The sequence below is a fragment of the Spirillospora sp. NPDC052242 genome, assembly GCF_040679555.1.
Lineage (GTDB): Bacteria > Actinomycetota > Actinomycetes > Streptosporangiales > Streptosporangiaceae > Spirillospora.
In genome coordinates, this window is record NZ_JBFAUZ010000008.1 from 34,527 (window position 1) to 53,764 (window position 19,238).

The window sequence follows — 19,238 nt, forward strand, 5'->3', positions numbered from 1 at the left end:
GGGACGCCGCCCTCCGGACGGACGGACGAACGGACGAACGGACGAACGGGCGCGCGGCCTACTCGACCGTGACGGACTTCGCGAGGTTGCGGGGCTGGTCGACGTCGTGGCCCTTCGCCGTCGCGAGTTCGCACGCGAACACCTGCAGCGGGACGGTCGCGACGAGCGGCTGCAGGAGGGTCGGGACGGCGGGGAGCCGGATCAGCGTGTCCGCGTACGGCTCGACGGACTCGTCGCCCTCCTCGGCGATCACGATCGTGCGGGCGCCCCGCGCGCGGATCTCCTGGATGTTCGAGACGATCTTGTCGTGCAGGACGTCGCGGGCGCGCGGCGGGACGATCACCACGACGGGCAGGCCCTCCTCGATGAGGGCGATCGGGCCGTGCTTGAGCTCCCCGGCGGCGAAGCCCTCGGCGTGCATGTACGCGAGCTCCTTGAGCTTCAACGCCCCTTCGAGCGCGACGGGGAAGCCCACGTGCCGTCCGAGGAACAGGACGCACCGCTCGTTCGCGAGGGAGCGGGCCAGCTCGCGGACCGGCTCCATCGTCTCGAGGACCTTGTCGACCTTCTCGGGCATCCGCTCGAGGAGCTGGATCATCGCGAACACCTCGTCGCCCCACTTGGTGCCCCGGACCTGCGCGAGGTACAGGGCGATCAGGTAGACGGCGACGAGCTGGGTGAGGAACGCCTTCGTGGACGCGACGGCGATCTCGGGGCCCGCGTGCGTGTACAGGACGCCGTCGCACTCGCGCGGCAGCGTCGAGCCGTTGACGTTGCAGACGGCGAGCAGCTTCGCCTTCTGCTCGCGGGCGTGCCGGACGGCCATCAGCGTGTCCATCGTCTCGCCGGACTGGGAGATCGCGATGACCAGCGTGGTCGGCGACAGGATCGCGTCCCGGTAGCGGAACTCGTGCGCGAGCTCCACCTCGCAGGGCAGGCCCGCCCAGTGCTCGATCGCGTACTTGGCGATCATCCCGGCGTGGTTGGCGGTGCCGCACGCGACGATGACGACCTTGTCGACCTCGCGCAGTTCGCGGTCGCCGATGCGCATCTCGTCCAGGTGCAGGCGCCCGTCGGTGCCGATGCGGCCGAGGAGGGTGTCGGCGACCGCGCGGGGCTGCTCGGCGATCTCCTTGAGCATGAAGTAGTCGTAGCCGCCCTTCTCGGCGGCCGACACGTCCCAGTCGACGTGGTACTCGTTGACCTCGGCGGGACGGCCCTCGAAGTCGGTGATCGTCACGCCGCCGGCGCGCAGCTCGACGACCTGGTCCTGGCCGAGCTCGATCGCGTCGCGGGTGTGCGCGATGAACGCGGCGACGTCGCTGGCGAGGAAGTTCTCGCCGTCGCCCACGCCGACGACCAGCGGCGAGTTGCGGCGGGCGCCGACGACCAGGTCGGGGTCGCCGGTGTGCATCGCGACGAGCGTGAACGCGCCCTCGAGACGGCGGCAGACGCGGCGCATCGCGTCGGCGAGGCCGCCGCCGCCCTTCAGCTCGTCCTCCAGCAGGTGGGCGACGGCCTCGGTGTCGGTGTCGGACTCCAGCCCGTGCCCGGCCTCGGCCAGCTCGGCGCGCAGCGCCGCGAAGTTCTCGATGATCCCGTTGTGGATCACGGCGACCGAGCCGGTGCAGTCGACGTGCGGGTGCGCGTTGCGGTCGGTCGGCGCCCCGTGCGTCGCCCACCGGGTGTGCCCCATCCCGAGCGTGCTCTCCGGCGGCGGCTCCTCCTCCAGCGCCCCGCGCAGGTTCACCAGCTTGCCCGCGCGCTTGGCCGTCGTCAGCTTCCCGTCGGCCAGCACGGCCACACCGGCCGAGTCGTAGCCGCGGTACTCCAGCCGGGCGAGCCCCTCGACGACGACGTCGAGCGCCGGCCGCGCGCCTACGTACCCCACGATTCCGCACATGGCCGCAACTCTATTCGCTGCGCGACGCCCGCCCTACCTGCATCCGCCGTAGGAGGGTGACGCTAGCGTGGACGCCCGGTGAAATCCCGGAACGGACCTGAACAGGCCGTTACGTTACTGGCATGAACGGATGGGACGGCGTGCCGAGCCCCTATGTGGAACTCTCCCGCGACGCCTGGCGCCGCCTGCGCGAGAGCACGCCGCTGCCGCTGACGGCCGGCGAGCTGGACGCCCTGCGCGGCCTGCGGGACCCGATCGACATCACCGAGGTCGAGGAGGTCTACCTGCCGCTGTCCCGGCTGCTGAACCTGTTCTTCCTCGCCGACACCCGGCTGCGCGGCACCGTCAGCGAGTTCCTCGGCGGTGAGGTGAAGCCCACACCGTTCATCATCGGCGTCGCGGGCAGCGTCGCGGTCGGGAAGTCGACGACGTCGCGGCTCCTGCGCACGCTACTGGCCCGCTGGCCGGAGCACCCGAGCGTGGAACTGGTGACGACCGACAGTTTCCTCCATCCGAACGCGATTTTGACGGAGCGCGGCATGATGGAGCGGAAGGGCTTCCCGGAGTCCTACGACCGGCGCGCGCTCGTCCGCTTCGTCTCGTCGATCAAGGCTGGCGCGGAGGAGGTGTCGATCCCGGTGTACTCGCACCTGGAGTACGACATCGTCCCGGACGCCCAGCAGACCGTAAGGCGCCCCGACATCCTGATCGTCGAGGGCTTGAACGTCCTGCAGCCGCCGCCCCCGGGCGCCCTCGGCGTGTCCGACTTCTTCGACTTCTCGATCTACGTGGACGCGCGCGTCGAGGACATCCGGCAGTGGTACATCGACCGGCTCTTCGCGCTGCGCCGCACGGCGTTCACCGACCCGCGCTCGTACTTCCACAAGTACGCGCACGAACTGGACGAGGACGAGACGGCGGCGTTCGCGCAGCGCGTGTGGCGCGACGTCAACGAGATGAACCTGGTGTCGAACATCCTCCCCACCCGCGCCCGCGCCACGCTCGTCCTCCACAAGGACAAGCACCACGCGGTGCAGCGGGTGCGGCTGCGCCGCATCTGACCCCACCCCCTCCGCACGGCCTCCAGGCTCAGAGCGCCCTCCGGCCGCGTGGGTGCCGTGCGGAGGTGGGCGGTGTCAGAGGCGGTTCCAGGGGCCGGTGACGGCGAAGGTCGTGCCGGGCTCGTAGACGTTGACGAACATGGTGCGGGCGTCGGGGGCGAAGGTGACGCCGGCGAACTCGCCCCACTCTGGGGCGCCGTCGCCGCCGATGTTCTGGCGGTTGCGGGCCATCGGGTAGACGGTGCGGCGGCGGGTGACGCCGAACACGTGCTGGGCGCCGTCGCCGTCCTCGCAGATCATCAGGCCGCCCTGCGGGGCCGTGCAGATGTTGTCGGGCGAGTCGCCGGGCGTCCCGGTGCCGGTGCCGGGGCCGAAGACGATCACGAGCGTGAGGCGGCCGGCGTGCGGCTCGTACGACCAGACCTGCCCGAAGTGGTCGGCGCGGGAGCCCTCGGCGCTGCGGGCGTAGCTCGACACGAAGTGGACGCGGTCGCCGCTCCAGTAGCAGCCCTCGAGTTTCTGCGCGTGGGTGACGCCGGTGCCGAAGTCCTGGAGGCGGACGGGCGTCTCGCGGGCGAGCGGGTCGGGGACCTCCACCCACTCGACGTGCTCGAACACGGTGCCGGGTTCCCGGACGAGCGAGAGGTCCGGGACGTCGGGGACGCGCAGGGCCTCGAGGCGTCCGCCGGCGCGGAGGCTGCCGAAGCCGCCGCGCGGGTTCTTCGGCAGGAACCGGTAGAACAGGCCGAACGGCTCGTCGAAGGCGTCCTCGGTCTCGTAGACGGTGCCGTCGCGCGGGTCGATCGCGACGGCCTCGTGCTGGAACCGTCCGAGGGCGGTGAGCGGCTCGGGGACGGTGCGGCCGTGCTGGTAGGGGTCGACCTCGAAGACGAAGCCGTGGTCCTTGGCGTAGCCGTTGTCGCCCGCCTTGTCCTCGGTCTCCTCGCAGGTCAGCCAGCTGCGCCATGGGGTGGGGCCGCCCGCGCAGTTCACCGCCGTCCCGGCGATCGCGACGCGTTCCTCGCGCACCCGGTGCGCCGCGTCGACCTCGACGACGGTGCAGCCGCCCGGGCCCTCGGGGTCGTAGGTGAGGCCGTGGACGACGGGCACGCGCCGTTCGGCGTCCTGCCGGTTCTCGTGATTGCGGACGAGCCGGACGTTCCGGCCGCGCGCGGGGAACGCGGCCATGCCGTCGAAGTGGCTCGGGATCGGGCCCTCCCCGGACCGCAGCGGCTCGCCCTCACGGGAGACGACGGTGTACCGGAAGCCGCGCGGCAGGTCGAGCAGGCCGTCCGGGTCGGGGAGGAGCGGCCCGTACCCGGTCTCGCGGGCGGGGCCGACGACCGCGTCGGCGCCGTCCCCGAAGACGGTGCCGCCGAACAGATGGTCGACGGCGCCGATGACCGCGATGCCCGCTCCGAACGTGCCGGTCCCCGTGAGGACCTGCCGACGCGTCACTGTCATGCCCACACCCCATTTCGGTGGAACGATCCGATGTCACCCGTCCGTCGTAAATTGCATGATCTCCCACGGTGCGCGACCGCGTGTTCACGTTGTCGCCGCCGGAACCGACCATGAAACGGGAACGATGCCGGAAACACCCCGCGTCCCAGAGGCCCCCGCGAGCGCCGTCCCGCCCCTGCTGTCCGCCCCGCCGTGGGCGCGTCCCCGCGCGGCGCGCGGCGCGGAACCGATCGTCGTCCGGGGGTTGAAGAAGCCGAAGCCGCCGACGGCCGAGTCGTGGCCGCCGGGGCTCCGGGAGGAGTTCGCGGCCGTCTCGGACGGCTGGCGGCAGAACGAGGCGCCGGTCCCGGACGACGTGGACTGGGCGGAGATCGCCGAGTACTTCCGCGGCGGCGCCGCCCTCCGGGACGGGCGCGGCGGGATGCGCAGCGCCCGCTACCGCTGGCTGGTGCTGGACGGCCCGGACGACCTGGCCCGCGAACTGCTCGCCGACGCGCGCTACTTCGGCGACTGGTCCGGCTGGGTGTACGTGACGCCGCTCAAGCGGTTCGCCGCCCGGCACGGCCTGGCCGCCCACCCGCTGATCCTGCACGCCGCCAAGGAGCACCTGTCGTGCGCGCAGGCGCTCGTCCCGTTCGTCGACGACGCCACCGCCCAGTTCATGATCAAGGGGATGGGCAAGCACGGCGTCGAGGCCGCGTCCCGCGCGTGGTTCGCCTGGCACGGCCCGGCCGCCGCGCCGTTCGTCGTCGCGGAGGCGCTGCGCAAGCCCGGCCCGAAGCGGACGCAGGCGGAGCACGGCATCGCGATCATCGTGCGGGAGCACGGCGGCGCGTGCGTCCTGGAGGCGGCGCGGCGGTACGGGGACGAGGCGGTCGCGGCGATGGAGGCGCTCGGCCTCGACCCCCTCGACCGGTATCCCGATCCGCTGCCGGAGCCGGACGAGGCGCACGTCCGGGAGCGGTACCCGCAGGTGCTGCTGCGCGGGCGGAAGCAGGCGCTGCCGGTGTGGGCGACCCGCAACCTGGTCACGATGCTGCGGATCTCCTCCATCGAGGACCCGTACGCGGGCTGCGAGCCGGTGTTCGAGGACCTCGACCCCGACTCGCTCGCCGAACTCGCCTGGGCCGTGTACCAGGACGGCTACGCCCCGGACGACTGGGCCACCCCGGGCGCGCAGTACGCGCTGCGGCGGCTCGGCAACGCGGAGACGGCCGCGCGGCTCGCGACCGTGATGGGCCGCTGGAGCCGCAACCGGGTCTGGTCCGGCGGGCTCAAGGCGCTGGACGTGCTGACCGCGATCGACTCGCCCGACACGCTGCGCCACCTCGACCGGCTCGCGCGCAAGGCGACCGACGCCAAGCGGATGCGGGAGCACGCGCGGTGGCGGCTGAACGCGGTCGCCCGCGAGCGGGGCCTGACGCCCGAGCAGCTCGCGGACCGGCTCGTCCCCGGCTTCGGGCTGGACGCCGGCGGCGGCCTCACGCTCGACTACGGCCGGCGCCGCTTCCGCGTCGGGTTCGACGAGCGGCTCAAGCCGTTCGTCCTGGACGAGAGCGGCAAGCGGCGCGCGACCCTGCCGAAGCCGGGCGTGAAGGACGATCCGGAACTCGCGCCCGCCGCGCACCAGCGGTTCGCCGACCTGAAGAAGGAGGTGCGGGCCGTCGCCGCCGACCAGATCGCGCGGCTGGAGCAGGCGATGGTCGCCGGGCGGTCGTGGGCGCCCGGCGAGTTCCGCGAGGTGCTCGCCGAGCATCCGCTGATGCGGCACATCGCCCGCCGGCTCGTCTGGTCCGCGGGGCCCGGCGCGTTCCGCATCGCCGAGGACGGCACGTTCGCCGACGTCCGCGACGACGCGTTCGTCCTGCCGCCGGACGCGTCGGTCTCGCTGCCGCACCCGCTGCTGATCGACGACCGCGCCGCCTGGGCCGAGGTGTTCGCCGACTACGAGATCCTGCAGCCGTTCCCCCAGCTCGGACGGGTGGTGCACGAGCCGTCGCCGGACGAGCGGGCATCGTCGCGGCTGACCCGGTTCGAGGGCGCGCACGTCCCGAACGGGCCGCTCTTCGGGCTCGTCCGCGCGGGCTGGGTGCTCGGGGAGAAGGAGACCGGCGGGTACCGGCGGGACGTCGCGCTCGAACTGGCGGAGAAGCGGCACCTCACGGTCCACATCGAGCCCGGCATCCGCGTCCTCACCCCCGAGGACGCGCCCGTCCAGGAGATCGTCCGGGTGCGGCTCGGGACGTCCCGCTACGCCGGGGACGACGTCACGCTCGACGACCTCGGGCCCGTCCTGGCGTCCGAGGTGCTCGCCACGCTGACGAAGCTCACCGGCGCGGACCGGGACGCGTGATGGACGCGCCTCCCGTGCCGGACGCCGCCCCGCGTGCCGTCCCGCCCCTGCTCGCGGACCCTCCCTGGGCTCGGGCGCGCCCCCGGGAACCGGTCGTCGTCCGCGGGCTGGAGGCGCCGGCGACACCGCCCGCCGAGTGGTGGCCGTTCGGGATGCGGCAGGCGTGGCGGTCGATGCCGGACGCCCCGCTCCCCGACCTGTGGCCGGCGCTCCCCGGCACCACCGACTGGGCGGAGGCGGCGGACTGCCTCCGCGGCCCGGCCGGGACGCGCAGGGAGTACTACTGGCTGGTGACGCGCGGCCCGGACGGCCCCGCCCGCGAGCTGCTCCGGGACGAGCGGTACTTCGACGCCTGGTCCGACGCGGAGTCCGAAGCGGCCCTGATGCGGATCGCGGCCCGCCACGGCCTCGCGGCGCTCCCGCTGCTGCTGCACGCCGCCGAGCGGCACGGGCACGTGGCCGCCCTCGTCCCCTTCCGGGACGCCGCCGTCGCCCGGGTCATGGCCGCCGCCCTCGACGACCCCGACCGCGCGGACCACGCCCGCGTCTGGTTCCTGTACCACGGCCGGGCCGCCGCGGCGTTCGTCGTCCCGGAGGCGCTGCGCGAGCCCGGCACCGAGCGCGACCGGGCCGAACGGGCGCTGGCGCTCATCGCGCGGGACCACGGGGCCGGGTGCGTCGTCAAGGCGGCGCGGGAGTACGGCGAGGAGGCCGCCGCGGCGGTGGATGCGCTCGGCCTCGACCCGCTGCGGCGGTTCCCCGACCCGCTGCCCGAACCCGACGAGGCGTTCGTCCGGGAGCGGCTCCCGCGGGTGCTGCTGCGCGGCCGGAAGGCGGCGCTGCCCGTCCCGGCGGCCCGGGCCCTCGTCACGATGCTGCGGATGTCGACGGTCGAGGAACCGTACGCGGGCTGCGAGCAGGTCCTCACCCACCTCGACCGCGGCTCCCTCGCCGATCTCGCCTGGGCCCTGTACGAGCACCGCGACCGCGCGGACGACCGCTGGGCCGCGCCGGACGTCCGGTACGCGCTGCAGCGGCTCGGCGACGGCCGGACCGCCGAACGGCTCGCCGCCGAGATGGGCGGCTGGGACGACGCGTTCGTCCGGGAGCGGTCCGGGCACGAGGCCGTCGGGGTGCTGGCGACGATGGCGCCGGACGACGCCCCGCGCCGCCTGGACCGGCTCGCCCGCACCGCGGACGCCGCGGAGCTGCGCGCCGCCGCCCGGGACCGGCTCGGCGTCGCCGCGCGGGTCCGCGGGCTGACGTTCGACCAGCTCGCGGACCGGCTCGTCCCGCCCCTCGGCCCGGACGCCCCCGCGGACGACGTCCGCGCCGTCCTCGCCGAGCAGGCCGGACGCCTCGAACGGGCGATGCTGTCCGGACGTTCGTGGGCCGTGGACGAGTTCCGCGCGGTGCTCGTCGCGCACCCGCTGCTCGGGCGCCTCGCCCGGCGTCTCGTCTGGTCCGCCGGGTCGGAGCCGTTCCGCGTCGCGGACGACGGCGCGTTCGCCGACGTCCGCGGCGTCCCGTTCGTCCCGCCGGAGGACGCCCGGGTCACGCTGCCGCACCCGCTCCGCCTCGACGACGCCGAGGCGTGGGCCGACGTCTTCGCCGGCCTCGTCATCTCGCAGCCGTTCGCGCAGCTCGCCCGTCCCGTCCACGTCCTGACCGACGGGGAGCGGGCCTCGATGTCGCTGGACCGGCTTCGCGGCACGACCGTCCCGACCAGCCGGATCGTCGGGCTGACATCGCGCGGCTGGAGCCTTCCGAACCCGCCGCACCGCCTCGTCCACAAGCGTCAGTTGCACTGCACGACGGCCGACGGGCACGGCCTGATGGTCACGTTCGAGCCCGGGATCCACATCCGGCATCCCGAACGGTACGCGGACCAGGAGCTCCACGCCGTCCGACTGGTGGGCGCGCGGCAGGCCCGGTGGGGCGACGTGGATCCCGTCGCCGTGTCCGAACTCCTCACCGCCCTCACGACCGACCCGGCGCCCCCGACCGTCCAAGACCCGAAACAGGAGACATGACCGACACGTCCCGCCTCCCCGAGGCCCCCGAGGGCGCCCTCCCGCCCCTGCTCGTCCGGCCGCCCTGGGCCGGTGGCCCGAGGGCCGCCACGGAACCGGCCGTCCTCAAGCTGAAGGCGTCCAAGGAGCCGACGACCGTGCGCTGGGCCCCGGGGATGCGCGAGGAGTGGCTGCGTCCGAAGAACGGGACCTTCGGCGCCGCGCCGCTCCCCGACGACACCGACTGGGACGCGCTCGCCGCGACCTTCGCGGACGGCGAGGCCCTCGCGCTCGACCCGGTCGACCGGTACCGGGCGTTCTGCGCCCTGGTCATGCAGGCGCCCCTGGAGATCGGGGAGAAGATCCTCGCGGACGAGGGCAACTGGGACGTCTGCGCACGCTTCCCCGCGATCTACCAGCGGCACGTGTACCAGAAGTACCGCAACTGGAAGAGCTGGAACATCCACGGCACCTACAGCCAGGAGAACCTGTGCCGGGGCGCCGCGGCCCGCCACGGCTCGGCCGCCTACCCGTTCCTTCTCCACAAGGCGAAGAACGAGCACTCGTTCTACGGACTCGAACCGTTCCTGGACGCCAAGGTCGCCCAGGTCATGATCAAGTACTTCGGCGTCTGGCCCAACCGCGGCGAGTCCGAGGGCTGGTTCCGCCTGCACGGCCGCGACGCCGCGCGGCTGACCGTCCCGGCCGCGCTGCGCAAGCCCGGCCCGACGCGGGCCCGCGCCGAGGAGGCCCTCCGGTTCGTCGCCCGGGAGCACGGCCGGGACGCGGTCGCCGAGGCCGCGCGGCACCACGGCGACGAGGCCGCCGCCGCCCTGGCCGGGCTGTTCGACGAGGACGACCCCCTGGACGCCTACCCCGACCCGCTCCCGGAACCGCCGGAGGCCCTCGCCCCCGAGAACCTGCCGCAGCTCCTCCTGCGCGGCCGCGAGCAGGCGCTCCCCCCGGCGGCCACCCGGACCTTCATCACGATGCTGCTGATCTCCGGCCCCCGCGAACCCTACGCGGGCGTCCCGCCGGTGGTGGAGGCTCTCGACCCCGGCTCCCTCGCCGAGTTCGCGTGGGCGCTCTACCAGGCCGACCGGCACCCGAAGGAGTGGGCGACGCCGGGCGTCCAGTACCTGCTGCTCGAACACGGCGACGACCGGACCGCCGACCGTTTCGCCCCGATCGTCAAGCGCTGGCCCAAGTGGTACACGTGGGAGGCGAACGCCTCGAACGCCCTGCGCCTGTTCAACCGGCTCGAAACGCCCACCGCGCTGCGGCACCTGCACATGCTCTCCCAGAAGGCCGCCGACCCGAAGCGCATCCGGTTCTTCGCCAAGCGCAACCTGGAGGCCATCGCCAAGGAGCGCGGGTACACCACCGAGCAGCTCGCCGACCGGCTCGTCCCGCCCCTCGGACTGGACGCGGACGGCACGATGACGCTCGACTACGGGCACCGGTCGTTCACCGTCGGGTTCGACGAGCAGCTGAAGCCGTTCGTGACCGACGACGCGGGCAAGGTCCGCAAGACCCTGCCGAAGCCGGGCGTGAAGGACGACCCGGAACTCGCGCCCGCCGCCTACGAGCGATTCGCCGCACTGAAGAAGGAGGCCCGGGCGGTCGCCGCCGAACAGATCAAGCGGCTCGAACGGGCGATGATCGCCGGACGGCCGTGGACGCCCGACGAGTTCCGCACGATCTTCGCCGAACACCCGCTGCTCCGCCACGCCGTGCGGCGCCTCGTGTGGTCCGCGGACTCGACCACCTTCCGCGTCGCCGAAGACGGCACGTTCGCCGACGTCCGCGACGACGCGTTCGTCCTCCCGGAGGACGCGCGGGTGACGATCCCGCACCCGGTCCGCGCCGACCTCGAACCGTGGAGCGAGGTCTTCGCCGACTACGAACTCCTGCAGCCGTTCGAGCAGCTCGCCCGTCCGGTGTACCGGCTGACGGACGACGAACGGGCGGCGACGCGGCTCGACCGGTTCACGGACTCGACCGTCCACTTCGGCCGGATCACGGGCATGACCTCGCGCGGCTGGGAACTCGGCGACAAGGAGGACGGCGGCTTCCGCCGCCAGGTGATGCGGATGACGGGCGACGGCCGGCACGTGATGGTCTTCTTCAGCCCCGGCATCCGGGTGTACTCGCCCGAGGAACTCCCCGACCAGCGGCTCCGCGAGGTCATCGTGCTGCCCGGCCGCTACTCCGGCAAGCCGATGCCCCTCGGCGACCTCGACCCCGCCGCCGCGTCCGAACTCATCAACGACCTGACCCGGCTGACCTCGTGACGGCCGACGGCGGTCGCGGAGGGCGTTACTGGGACAGGACGTTGATGACTCGGCCGTTGGGGTCGCGGACGAAGAAGCGGCGGACGCCCCACTCCTCGTCCTGCAGCGGGTGGACGATCTCGGCGCCGCTCGCGCGCATCGCCGCGTAGGCCGCGTCGACGTCGTCCACCTCGACGCTCATGTCGGGCACGACGGGCGCGGTCGCGTCGTGGGTCATGAAGGTGACCTGGGCGGTCGGGTTTGACGGGGAGGCGAGCGTCATGACCCAGCCGAGGTTCATGACCTCCTCGAAGCCCAGGAGGCCGTAGAAGTCGCGGCTCTCCTCCATGGCCTCGGAGCGGATGTCGGGCATGGCTCGGCGGATGGGCACGGCGGCTCCCGGTGGTGGCGGCTGGAGTACCCGCCCAGGGTCGCACACCAGGTCGTCGGGCCGACGGCCGCGGCGAGGGTCAGGTTTCGGCGGCGAGGGTGACGCCGAGGCCGATGAAGACGCCGCCGGTCGCGGCGTCGAGGCGGCGGCGGACGGTCTCGCGGGTCCGGAGCCAGCCGCCGATGCGTCCGGCGAGGACGCCGACCGTGCCGTCCGCGAGGAACTCGAGCGTGAGCAGGACGGCGCCGAGGATCGCGACCTGGAGCCAGACGGGCCCGGCGGCGGGGTCGATGAACTGCGGGAGGAAGGCGACCACGAACGTGAAGGTCTGCGGGTTGGCCGCCGAGGCCACGACGCCGTTCAGGAACGCGCGCCTGCCCGACATCCCGGTCGCGGCCGGGTCGTCGACCCGCCCCTTCCTGCGGTTCCGGATCATCTGGACGCCGAGGTAGATCAGGTACGCGGCGCCGGCGATCCGGATCACGGTGAACGCGACGGGGAACGCCGTGAGGAGCGCGGCGAGTCCGGCGGTGGCCGCGACGATGTACAGGGCGTCGCCCGTGACGACGCCGGCCGTGGCGAGCAGGCCCGCGCGGGCGCCGCCCCGCACGCCGCAGCCGAGGACGAACAGCATGTCGGGCCCCGGGGTGACGAGGGCGACGATGGTGGTCACCGTGAACACGGCGAGCAGGTGCGGGTCGATCGGCATCCGTCGATCTTCGCATTCCGGAGACGGCGAGGAAACGCCGGCGCGGGTCGGATCGCCTGCCCACGAGTTCTTCAAGCGGCGCGCCACCACGTTCGACTACGCGAGCATGCACGTCTCCATCACGAAGGGCCAGCGACGGCGGGCGGGAAGGGGCCGGGGCCCCTCCCGCCGTGGGCGCTCAGCGGGTGCGGGCGGCGATGCCGTCGATCAGGACGTCGAGGGCGAACTCGAACAGGACGTCCGGCGGGTCGGGTTCGAGGACGGCGATGCGGCGCAGGTGCGGGAGGTCCTCGCCGTCGGGGGCGGCCAGCCAGGGCGGGGGCGACGCGTGCAGGTCGGCGGGGTCCAGGTCGGGGGGCGGACGGTCGTGCGGGGCGTCCTGGAACTCGACGAAGCCCGCGACCATCCGGATCGTCTCCATGCAGGCCCGGTAGGCGTCCGGGAGCGGGAGGCCCACCTGGACGAACACGCCGATCAGCGCGTCGACGTTGCGGAGCATCGCCGGGTGGCGGGCGGGGGTGACGTTCTCGCCGAGGGCGAGGGTCGTCATGCCGGGGTGGCGCCGGTAGTGGGCGCGCAGGTCGCGGCAGAAGGCGCGCAGGTCGTCCCGCCAGCGGGACGGGTCGAGGACGGCGGGCGCCCAGCGGGACTCGAAGATCTCGGCGGCCACGGTGATGAGGTCGCGGCGGTCCCGCACGTAGTTGTACAGCGCGCGCGGCGAGACGCCGAGCTCGGCCGCGAGGGAGCGCATGGTCAGCTCGGCGGGCCCGCGGCGGCCGAGGAAGTCCAGTGCGGCCGCGCCGACCGACTCGCGGGTGAGGGTCGCGCGGCCCTTGCGGTGGGTCGGCCGGCGCCGGGGTTGGGTGCTCATCGCGCCGCCAGCCTAGCGGCGCTTGAACTTCACACATGTTGACTTCTGGCGGGCGGTCCATCAGGGTGACCGAGGTAAGCCTTACCTAAGGAGTGCCATGCGCCTGGTCATGGACCTGTCCCCGCTGCGGGAGAGCCGCGACTTCCGCCTGCTGTACGCCGGGTTCGTCGGCGCGCTGGTCGGGACGCTGATGACGAGCGTGGCGGTGGCCGTGCAGATCTACGGCATGACCGGCTCGCCGCTGCAGACGGGGCTCGTGAGCCTGGCCCGGGCGCTGCCGATGGTCGTGGGGCTGATCGTGGGCGGCGTCCTGGCCGACCGGCTGGACCGGCGGCTGCTCATGCTGGCCACGCGGGCGCCGCTGGCCGCCGTCGCGGGCGTCCTCGCGGTCAACGCGCTGCTGCCGGAGCCGCGGGTGTGGGTGATCTACCTGGCCACGGGCCTGACCGGGCTGCTGGCCGGGCTCGGCGGCCCGGCGATGCTCGCGGCCGTCCCCGCGCTGGCGGGAACCGGACGGCTGGCGGCGGCGGGCGCGCTGACCTCGGCGTCCGCCCAGTTCGCCGCGCTCCTCGGCCCGGCGGTCGGCGGCCTCCTCGTCGCCGGTCCGGGCCTCGCCGCCTGCTACTCGATCGACGCCGCCGGGCTCCTGGTGTTCACGCTCGCCCTGCTGTTCGTGCGGCCCCTCCCGCCGGACGGCGGCGCGGGCGCGGGCGCCGGGGTGCGGCGGGCGTTCGCCTCGGTCGCGGACGGGCTGCGGTTCGTGCGCGGACGGCGGCTCGTCGCCGGGCTGCTGCTGGTAGACGCCGCCGCGATGGTGTTCACGATGCCGCAGGCGCTCTACCCGGCGCTGGCCGAGGAGCGGTTCGGGGGCGGGCCGGCGGTCGTCGGCCTGCTGTACGCGGCGCCCGCGCTGGGCGCGCTGATCGGTGCCGCCACCAGCGGATGGACGGCGCGGGCGGGCGGCCACGCGCTGATCGGCGCCGTCCTGCTGTGGGGCGCGTCGCTGACCGGCTTCGGCGCCACGACGCTCTTGCCGCTGGCCCTGCTGCTGCTGGCGCTGGCCGGGCTGGGCGATCTCATCTCGGAGACGCTGCGCTCCGCGCTGCTGCAGCACGGGACGCCCGACGGGTTGCGCGGCCGCGTCAGCAGCCTGTGGATGGTGCAGGCCACCGTGTCCCCCGCGCTGGGCAACGCGAGCGTGGGTTTCCTGGCCGAGCTGACGAGTCCCCACACGGCCGTCGTCGCCGGGGGCGTGTTCTGCGTGATCGCGACGCTGGCCGTCGCGGCGGCCTTTCCTGCTCTGCGGCGGGCCAGTCTGGCCGGTCCGGAAGCGTGAACTGCGGGAATGCAAAAGTTCCGCTGCGCGCCACGAAGTTACAAGATTAGGTCATACCATGACAATGAGTGGTCGATGGACGGTGCATGTTCGGTCAACGTGCCCCCTCGACATGCCCCTGACCTGTGAGGAGCCCCCGAGTGGACCGCGCCGCACCCTTCGCGGGACCCGGTGAGGTCGACGTCCGCGCCGGCCTTCCCCCGGCGATGCGCCCCGGCCCGGACGAGCGGCGCCGGCTGGCCGAGACCGCCGTCGCCACGCTGGCCGGCAACTGGACGGGCGCCGCCACGCTGCCGTCCCGCACGCAGTACCCGCACCAGTGGAGCTGGGACTCGGCGTTCATCGCGATCGGGCTGGCCCGCATCGACCAAGACCGCGCGCAGCGCGAGCTGCTCGGCCTGCTCCGCGCCCAGTGGGACACCGGACGGCTGCCGCACATCGTCTACGGCGACACCGAGGACGAGTCGTACTTCCCCGGCCCCGGCTTCTGGGACAGCCGCGGCGTTCCGGACGCCCCCGCCGTGCGGACGTCCGGCATCGTGCAGCCGCCCGTGCACGCCCGCGCGGCGCTGACCGTCTGCACGCGGGCCGGCGACGAGGCCGCGGCCGTCCGGTTCCTCGCCGAGGCGTACCCGAAGCTCGCCGCGCAGCACCGCTACCTGCGCGAGCGCCGCGACCTCGACGGCGGCGGGCTGGCGTGCATCGTCCACCCGTGGGAGTCCGGCACGGACAACAGCCCCGCGTGGGACCCGTTCCTCGCACAGTTCACCGAGGCGCGGTGCGCGTTCGTCCGCCAGGACATGGTGCACGTTCCGGCGGACGAGCGGCCCAGCGACGCGGACTACTCGGCGTACATCGCGCTGGCCGAGAGCTACCGCGACATCGGCTACGACGACCTCAAGCTCCTCGACAAGCACGGCTTCACGGTCGAGGACCCGCTGTTCAACGCGATCCTGCTGGACGGCGAGCTGTGCCTCGCCGAGATCGCCCGGCGGCTCGGCCGCGACCCGGAGCCGCACCTGCGGGCCGCCCGCGTCGTCCACCGGGGGCTGATGGAGCGGCTGTGGGACGACGAGCGCGGCACGTTCGTCGCCCGCGACGTCCGCACCGGCGTCCGGGGGACGGCGGCGACGATCGCCGGGTTCGCGCCGCTGCTCGACCCGTGGCTGCCCGCCGGCGTGCGCGACCGGCTGGTCGGTCTGCTGCTGTCGCCCGCGTTCATGGGCGGCTGCCGCCACCCGGTTCCCACCTACGATCTGCGCGAGCCGAACTTCGATCGCCGCCGCTACTGGCGCGGCCCGACGTGGGTGAACACCAACTGGCTGCTGTGGGTGGGCGCGCTGCGCGCCGGGCGGCCCGACATCGCCCGGACGATCTCCGCGTCGACCCTCGACCTGGTGGAGCGCTCGGGGTTCCGCGAGTACTTCGACCCCGTGGACGGCGGCGGGCGTGGGGCGCACGACTTCAGCTGGTCGGCGGCGCTCGCCCTCGACATGCTGGCCGCGGACGACGGCGCCGTGCCGCTGCCGTCGATCGTCCACGACGGCGCGCGGCGGCTGGACGCCTCGACGGCCGGCCGGATCGGCGCCGTGGCGCGGCCGGCCGCCGCGGACCGCTGACCCGCGGGGATCAGGCTCCGCCGGCGAAGGGCCCGCCGGGGCCGAAGGCGCGGGCGGCGAAGCGTTCGCCGATGCGCCGGTGCGCGGCGGCGTCCGGGTGCAGGTCGTCGGGCAGCGGGAGTTCGGCGTAGTCGGCCGCGCCGTAGAGGTCGCGCCCGTCCAGGAGGTGCAGGTTCGGGTCGTCGGCCGCGCGCCGCTCGACGATGCGCGCGAGCTCGTCCCGGACGACGTTCAGCGTCAGCTTCCCGGCCGCGCGTTCCGCCGGGTCGCCGGTGGCGCGGAACCGCAGCCGTCCCTCCGCGAGGCCGGTGGCGTCCATGGCGGTGGGGCCGGGGACGTCCTCGTGGATGCGGCAGTAGATCGGCGAGACGACCAGCAGCGGCGCGTCCGGGTGGCCCTCGCGGACGGTGTCGAGGAACCCGTGGACGGCGGGGGTGAAGGCGCGCAGCCGCATCGCGTCGGTGTTGACCAGGTTGATGCCGATCTTGACGCTGATCAGGTCGGCGGGGGCGTCGCGCATGGCGCGGGCCGTGCACGGGTCGAGCAGGGCGCTGCCGCCGAAGCCGAGGTTGGTGAGCTCGACGCCGCCGCCCGCCGCGGCGAGCGCGGGCCAGGTGGCGGTGGGGCTCGCGGCGTCGGAGCCGTGGCTGATCGAGCTGCCGTGGTGCAGCCAGGTGCGGCGGCCCCGGTCCGGGACGGGTTCGACGGGCGCGTCGGTGCGCAGGGCGACGAGCTCGGTCGTCTCGTTGTGCGGCAGCCAGATCTCGACGTCCTTGGCGCGGCCGGGCAGGCCGGCGAAGCGGACGGTGCCGGACGGGCCGGGCCGGTGCTCGGCGGCGCCGGTGGCGATGTCGATGACCAGGGTGTCGCCGCCGGGCAGGACGGCCTGCCCGTGCAGGCGTCCGTCGACGAGCAGGTCGTACACGCCGTCGGGACGGGCCGGGGCGCCCGTGTAGGAGCGCTTGGTGGGCACCGCGTCGAGTTCGACGGCGGTGGCGCGGGAGCGGAAGGCCAGCCGGACGCCGGACGGCTGGGCCTCGGCCATCGCGAGTTGCCCATCGGTGTTCTGCGCGCGCGCCCGCGCGGGCAGCCGGTGCGGCAGCACGCCCCGCGCGGTGCGCTCGACATCGAGGGCACCGCGCAGGAGGTCCGCGGTGATGGGCGTGGTGGTCCAGGTCTGCATGGTCGCTCGCCGTTCCTTGAAGGCTTGTTGGTTATAGCCTAAGGGGTGTAGGCAAATCGGACGGCGGACGGGCGCGGTCAGCCGAGGGTCACGGCCAGGAGGGCGACGGCCGACCCGCCGAAGACGATCACGTGGCGGACGTTCTGCAGGTGCGGCATGACCCAGCGGGGGAAGGCGCCCTCGGCGGCGGCGAGCAGGACGGCGGCGAGGGTCGGCATGGGGGTCCTCTCGAGTGCTCTTGAACTAAGTGCAAGAGCACCGTCCGGGTTCGGCCGTGCTCACTCCGCGCGGCCGTAGGCGCGGACGGCGAGCGGGCAGAAGACGACGAACAGGGCGGCGCACCAGAGCAGCGTGGTTGTGACGGTCCCGTCGGCCGGGGTCCCGTTCAGCAGGGCGCGGCAGGCGTCCATGACGTGGGTGACGGGGTTGACCTCGGCCCACGCGCGCAGCCAGCCCGGCTGGGTGCCGGTCGGCGCGGCGAGGCTGGTGCCCAGTTGCAGCGGCAGGAAGGTGATGAAGCTGAACGCCAGGACGGCCCCGGCGTCGCGGACGAGCACGCCGAAGAGCACGGCGACCCAGCTCACGCAGAACCCGAAGAGGACGGCCAGTCCCGCGGCGCCCAGGGCCGCGGCGATCCCGCCGCCGGTGCGGAAGCCGAGCGCGACGCCGAGGACGAACAGCGCGGCGACGGCGAACGCGTAGCGGGCGAAGTCGGCCAGCACGGACCCGAGGAGGGGCGCGAGCCGGCTGATCGGCATGCTGCGGAACCGGTCGGTCACGCCGTTCTTGAGGTCGAGGTTGATGTTCGTGCCGGTGGACACCAGCCCGGACAGCGCGGCGCCCATGACGAGGATGCCGGGGAACAGGTACTGCAGGTAGTCGCCGGTCGAGCCCGCGACCGGGCGCCCGAACAGGTAGAGGAACAGGACGAGGAACAGCGCGGGCGAGACCACACCGTTCACGACGGGACCGGGGTTGCGTCCCGTCTTCGCCAGGCTCCGGCGCGCGAGGACGAGGGCGTGCCGGACGGTGCGCAGGGGGCCGGTCATCGTGCCGCCTTCCGGGAGTCGCCGGTCAGGGCGTGGAACACTTCGTCGAGGCTGGGCAGCCGCAGGGCGAGTTCGGTGACGCCGATCCGGTGCTCGCGGAAGCGGGCGGCCGTCTCGTAGAGGGCGGCGTCGCCGGTGACGGGGACGACGAGTTCGCCGCGCGCGGCGCGGTCGGGGGCGCGTCCGGCGATCGCGGCGAGGATCGCCGCCGCGGGTTCGGCGTCGGCGGGATCGCCGAGCCGGACGGCGATCGTGTGGCCGCCGATGCGGCGCTTCAGCTCGGCGGGGGCCCCGGCGGCGATGACCCGCCCGCCGTCGATGACGGTGATCGCGTCGGCGAGCGCGTCGGCCTCCTCCAGGTACTGGGTGGTGAGCAGGACGGTGGCGCCGTCGGCCGCCAGGCCCCGGATCAGCCGCCACAGCTCGTCCCGCCTCCCCGGGTCGAGGCCGGCGGACGGCTCGTCGAGGAAGACGACCTCGGGCCGCCCGACGAGGCTCGCGGCGAGGTCGAGGCGGCGGCGCATGCCGCCGGAGTAGCCCGCGACGCGGCGGTCGGCGGCGTCGCCGAGCCCGAACCGGTCCAGCAGTTCGTCCGCCCGTGCCGCGGCGCCGCGCCGGGACAGGTCGAGGAGCCGCCCGATCATCACGAGGTTCGCCCGTCCGGTCAGTTCCTCGTCGACGCTGGTGTGCTGGCCCGACAGCGCGATCCGCTCCCGGACCCGCGCGGGGTCGCGGGCCACGTCGAATCCCGCGACGGTCGCGCGTCCGGCGTCCGGGCGCAGCAGGGTCGCCAGGATCCTGATCACGGTCGTCTTCCCCGCGCCGTTGGGCCCGAGCAGCCCGAGCACCCGCCCGCGCCCGGCCGCCAGGGTGACGCCGTCCAGTGCCGTGGTCCCGCCGAACCGTCTGACCAGGTCCTCCGCCTCGAAGCCTTGCTGGTCCATACATGCTCCCGACATTAGGATGTTGGCATCATCTGGATGGTGAAAGTATCTTAGGGCGTCCGGACGAGCA

The 19,238-nt window shown here is 73.9% G+C and carries 15 protein-coding genes; 6 read left to right on the plus strand and 9 right to left on the minus strand.

Going from position 1 to position 19,238, the window contains the following annotated elements; all coding sequences use genetic code 11:
* Window positions 1-58 precede the first annotated feature (58 nt).
* Entirely contained in the window at window positions 59-1,903 is a 1,845-nt protein-coding gene (gene glmS, locus AB0L25_RS08570) for a glutamine--fructose-6-phosphate transaminase (isomerizing) (protein ID WP_500170010.1), read from the minus strand.
* A gap of 122 nt (window positions 1,904-2,025) precedes the next feature.
* On the opposite strand from glmS, the gene coaA reads away from it, so the two are divergent.
* Window positions 2,026-2,964 (plus strand): type I pantothenate kinase, encoded by a 939-nt coding sequence (gene coaA, locus AB0L25_RS08575; RefSeq protein WP_500170012.1) that lies wholly within the window; start codon window positions 2,026-2,028, stop codon window positions 2,962-2,964.
* Between the two features lie 75 nt (window positions 2,965-3,039).
* On the opposite strand, the gene AB0L25_RS08580 is transcribed toward coaA, so the two are convergent.
* Complete coding sequence (locus AB0L25_RS08580; RefSeq protein ID WP_500170014.1) at window positions 3,040-4,428, minus strand: alkaline phosphatase PhoX; 1,389 nt, start codon at window positions 4,426-4,428, stop codon at window positions 3,040-3,042.
* A gap of 124 nt (window positions 4,429-4,552) precedes the next feature.
* Between AB0L25_RS08580 and AB0L25_RS08585 the strand changes: the two genes are divergently transcribed.
* The 3 genes from AB0L25_RS08585 to AB0L25_RS08595 are packed head-to-tail and all read left to right on the plus strand — an operon-like array spanning window position 4,553 to window position 11,087.
* Window positions 4,553-6,781: a DUF4132 domain-containing protein gene (locus AB0L25_RS08585; RefSeq protein ID WP_500170016.1), complete on the plus strand. Its 2,229-nt coding sequence runs from the start codon at window positions 4,553-4,555 to the stop codon at window positions 6,779-6,781.
* Window positions 6,781-8,814, plus strand: coding sequence for a DUF4132 domain-containing protein (locus tag AB0L25_RS08590; protein ID WP_500170018.1), 2,034 nt, complete (start codon window positions 6,781-6,783; stop codon window positions 8,812-8,814). The genes AB0L25_RS08585 and AB0L25_RS08590 overlap by 1 nt, the downstream gene beginning before the upstream one ends.
* On the plus strand, window positions 8,811-11,087 hold the full coding sequence (locus AB0L25_RS08595) for a DUF4132 domain-containing protein (RefSeq protein WP_500170019.1): 2,277 nt from the start codon (window positions 8,811-8,813) through the stop codon (window positions 11,085-11,087). Before AB0L25_RS08590 ends, AB0L25_RS08595 begins: the two co-directional genes overlap by 4 nt.
* A 25-nt stretch (window positions 11,088-11,112) precedes the next feature.
* Here AB0L25_RS08595 and AB0L25_RS08600 read toward each other — a convergent pair whose 3' ends face one another.
* From AB0L25_RS08600 to AB0L25_RS08610, 3 genes are all read right to left on the minus strand, one after another.
* The gene (locus AB0L25_RS08600) at window positions 11,113-11,439 is read right to left on the minus strand and encodes a VOC family protein (protein ID WP_500170282.1); all 327 of its coding nucleotides are present in this window, start codon (window positions 11,437-11,439) and stop codon (window positions 11,113-11,115) included.
* A gap of 97 nt (window positions 11,440-11,536) precedes the next feature.
* On the minus strand, window positions 11,537-12,166 hold the full coding sequence (locus AB0L25_RS08605; protein ID WP_500170021.1) for a LysE family translocator: 630 nt from the start codon (window positions 12,164-12,166) through the stop codon (window positions 11,537-11,539).
* A 178-nt stretch (window positions 12,167-12,344) separates the two neighbouring features.
* Window positions 12,345-13,037, minus strand: coding sequence for a TetR/AcrR family transcriptional regulator (locus AB0L25_RS08610; protein ID WP_500170023.1), 693 nt, complete (start codon window positions 13,035-13,037; stop codon window positions 12,345-12,347).
* A gap of 97 nt (window positions 13,038-13,134) precedes the next feature.
* On the opposite strand from AB0L25_RS08610, the gene AB0L25_RS08615 reads away from it, so the two are divergent.
* Together AB0L25_RS08615 and AB0L25_RS08620 are read left to right on the plus strand one after the other, a co-directional pair.
* Window positions 13,135-14,373: an MFS transporter gene (locus AB0L25_RS08615; protein WP_500170025.1), complete on the plus strand. Its 1,239-nt coding sequence runs from the start codon at window positions 13,135-13,137 to the stop codon at window positions 14,371-14,373.
* Between the two features lie 140 nt (window positions 14,374-14,513).
* Entirely contained in the window at window positions 14,514-15,992 is a 1,479-nt protein-coding gene (locus AB0L25_RS08620) for an MGH1-like glycoside hydrolase domain-containing protein (protein WP_500170027.1), read from the plus strand.
* A 10-nt stretch (window positions 15,993-16,002) separates the two neighbouring features.
* Here AB0L25_RS08620 and AB0L25_RS08625 read toward each other — a convergent pair whose 3' ends face one another.
* The 4 genes from AB0L25_RS08625 to AB0L25_RS08640 all read right to left on the minus strand — a co-directional run bounded on the left by AB0L25_RS08625 (window position 16,003) and on the right by AB0L25_RS08640 (window position 19,168).
* Window positions 16,003-17,175: a GDSL-type esterase/lipase family protein gene (locus AB0L25_RS08625; protein ID WP_500170029.1), complete on the minus strand. Its 1,173-nt coding sequence runs from the start codon at window positions 17,173-17,175 to the stop codon at window positions 16,003-16,005.
* 77 nt (window positions 17,176-17,252) lie between these two features.
* The gene (locus tag AB0L25_RS08630) at window positions 17,253-17,393 is read right to left on the minus strand and encodes a hypothetical protein (RefSeq protein WP_500170031.1); all 141 of its coding nucleotides are present in this window, start codon (window positions 17,391-17,393) and stop codon (window positions 17,253-17,255) included.
* 60 nt (window positions 17,394-17,453) lie between these two features.
* A complete protein-coding gene (locus AB0L25_RS08635; RefSeq protein ID WP_500170033.1) occupies window positions 17,454-18,224 on the minus strand; it encodes an ABC transporter permease in 771 nt (256 codons plus the stop codon).
* Window positions 18,221-19,168, minus strand: coding sequence for an ATP-binding cassette domain-containing protein (locus AB0L25_RS08640; protein WP_500170034.1), 948 nt, complete (start codon window positions 19,166-19,168; stop codon window positions 18,221-18,223). Before AB0L25_RS08640 ends, AB0L25_RS08635 begins: the two co-directional genes overlap by 4 nt.
* Between the last annotated feature and the right edge of the window lie 70 nt (window positions 19,169-19,238).